Source organism: Aeromonas sp. R3-1 (genome assembly GCF_040908345.1).
Lineage (GTDB): Bacteria > Pseudomonadota > Gammaproteobacteria > Enterobacterales > Aeromonadaceae > Aeromonas > Aeromonas veronii.
Window position 1 is genome coordinate 1 of record NZ_JBFODN010000135.1, and the last position, 2520, is coordinate 2520.

Sequence of the window (2520 nt, forward strand, 5' to 3'; positions counted from 1 at the left end):
AAGGGGAGGGGGATCTGCCATGGAGCCAGACCATGGCAGATCCACTTTTCGAGGAGTTGATTATGGAAGCCCTGCTTTGTCCGTCATGCCAAGCTGAACTGGATACCCGCAGCAAGGAGCAAACCTGTGGCCAGTGCCAGGCTAACGTTCACGTTACGGCCATCTGCCCCACCTGCCAGCAGGAGCTGGAGCGTCTCAAGGCGTGCGGCGCAGTGGATTACTTCTGCAACCACTGCAACTCCCTGATCTCCAAGCGGTCGGTACAGTTCAAGGCTGCGCTGGTGTAAGACGATAATCAGGTGAGAAAGAAGATAAAAAACCCGGCGAATGCCGGGTTTATGCTGTGTGCTCTGCAATAAGCAGGGTATAGGATCGATTTCTGCGCCACAGATTGCGCTTGATGTCATTAAGCTTGAGTTTGCGTCTGGGGCTCCAGCTGCACTTCGCTTTTCTGACCAGACTGATTTTTCTACGTTTTTGCATCTTGGTCTCCTCCCAACTCAGGTGGCCATCCCGGCCTTGGGTCATTGATGGAGCCCATCCGAAATTGCTGTTATTTAATCTCTCAACATAATGAAAACAATGCGATTTCGGATAGGCTCCGATGTGAATCGATGGTAACAGAGAAGTTTGCGTGAAAACAGCCGAATAATGGCTGGTTAGCGCATGGTGATTTGATTGACCACTTCGGCAATGGCGGTGGGGCGCTCGGCCAGCTCGGGCTCGCTGTCGTTGTCGAGACTCTCCCGCTGATGTGCCTTCTGCTGCTCGTTGTCGAGCCAGAGCAGACTCTGGTAATACTGGCGCACGTTGTTGACATAGTTGCGCGCCTCGCTGCCACGGGCATAGCCGTAACGCACCTTGCGGTGCCAGCGCGCCTGTTGCAGCAGCGGCAGCACCTCTTTCACGTCGCTCCAGGCGTCAGGATTCTTGCCGAGCTCTTTGGTCAGGCGGCGGGCGTCCATCATGTGGCCGTAACCTATGTTGTAGGCGGTGAGGGCAAACCACACCTTCTCGTCATCGGGCACCGAATCCGGCACCTTCTCCATCATCTGTTGCAGATAGAGGGAGCCACCCTTGATGCTCTCTTCCGGATGAAGGCGGTTGTTGACCCCCATCGCTTTTGCAGTGGGCTCGGTCAGCATCATCATGCCGCGCACGCCGGTGTAGGAGCGGGCCTGCGGGTCCCAGTGGGACTCCTGATAGCTGATGGCGGCGAGCAGACGCCAGTCGATATTCTTGGCGTGAGTCTGGAACAGCGGCTGGTACTTGGGCAGCAGGCTCTTGGCGCGCTTGAGGAAGGTGCGGGTATCGACAAAGTCGAAGTTCTGCACGTGGCCGAAGTACTTCTCGTCCAGCTTGGCGATGGCACCATCCATAAAACGCTGACCGAAGAAGTCGATCACGCTGGCATAGAGGCTGTCATCGGGCAGCTTGCTCATGGCCCAGGCAACGGTCTGCTTCTGGGCCAGGGTCAGCCCCTCGGTGAGCTCCGGGTAGTAGCGCTGGGTACGGGCCAGCACGGTATCCTGCACCACCGTGTAGTCAATCTTGCCATCCACCACCTGTTTGAGCAGCTCCTCCACATCGGCGTTGTCGCTGGTGCTCCAGGCTAGTTTCGGATTCTCTTTGCTCATCTCTTTGAGCAGATCTTCACCGGTGGAGCCGGCGGCCACCACCAGCTTGCCCTTGATGTCGTTCAATGAGGCCGGCTTGGGTTTGCCGTTGCGGTAGACCAGTTTGGGAGAGACCTGGTAGAAGCCCGGGCCGAAGCGAAACAGCTCGCGCCGTTCGGGGGTGACCATGATGGCGGCAGCCGCCAGATCGAGTTTGCCCTTTTTCAGCAGGGTGACCAGTTGGTCAGTGGTGTCGACCGGGATGATGGTGAGTTTCACCCCCAACCAGTCGGCATAATTTTGCGCCAGCTCGTAATCGAACCCCTGGGCGAGGTCGTCACGCTGGTAATAGGAGGTGGGACCATAGATGGTGCCAACCCGGATCTCGCCTCGCTGGCGGATCTGCTCCAGCTGGCTGGAGGGGCTATAGAAGTCGCAGCCAACCAGCGTCAGCGTCAACAACAGCCCGATAAACAGTCGAAAAATGCAGCGCAAGTAGGTGAGTACCTTTGTTGAAAAAATCGGCATTTGTCAAAAAAGAGGCACCTTTATACCAGAGAGTGTGCGCAGAGTCACACTGCACGAAGTGAGAAAAACGTTTGTCCGCTGTGAGCCAGATCCCTATAATACGCGCGTCTCAATTCCCCCCCACTTTAAAACTTGGTGAGAAAGGTCATATGGATATCTTGCGTGGTGCCCCAGCACTGTCTGATTTTCGTGTCCAAAAACTGCTGCAACGCTTCGCACAGATGAGAAATGAGAGTGGAGTAGAGAGCGGAGTAGAGATAGAGGATGTCTATGCCGAGTATGTGCACTTTGCCGAGCTGACAAGCCCCCTCTCTCCCCCCGAGCGAGCGACCTTGGGCCAGCTCTTGCGCTACGGCCCAACTATCCCCGAACACAC

3 protein-coding genes are annotated in these 2520 nt (G+C 56.3%); 2 read left to right on the forward strand and 1 reads right to left on the reverse strand.

All coding sequences use genetic code 11. The annotated features are described in order from the left end of the window. Nucleotides 1-62 precede the first annotated feature (62 nt). Nucleotides 63-287, forward strand: a complete 225-nt coding sequence (locus tag AB5Y85_RS08080) for a zinc ribbon domain-containing protein (protein ID WP_042056368.1) — start codon at nucleotides 63-65, stop codon at nucleotides 285-287. Nucleotides 288-659: 372 nt separating this feature from the next. On the opposite strand, the gene mltF is transcribed toward AB5Y85_RS08080, so the two are convergent. After that, nucleotides 660-2144, reverse strand: a complete 1485-nt coding sequence (gene mltF / locus AB5Y85_RS08085; RefSeq protein WP_128835500.1) for a membrane-bound lytic murein transglycosylase MltF — start codon at nucleotides 2142-2144, stop codon at nucleotides 660-662. A 149-nt stretch (nucleotides 2145-2293) separates the two neighbouring features. Here mltF and AB5Y85_RS08090 point away from each other — a divergent pair. After that, on the forward strand, nucleotides 2294-2520 hold a 227-nt coding region (locus AB5Y85_RS08090; protein WP_152985404.1), incomplete at its 3' end, for a hypothetical protein.

Bases quoted from the DNA above. Each gene is read 5' to 3' on its own strand.
- AB5Y85_RS08080 (WP_042056368.1), top strand. From the start codon at position 63: ATGGAAGCCCTGCTTTGTCCGTCATGCCAAGCTGAACTGGATACCCGC.
- mltF (WP_128835500.1), bottom strand. From the start codon at position 2,144: ATGCCGATTTTTTCAACAAAGGTACTCACCTACTTGCGCTGCATTTTT.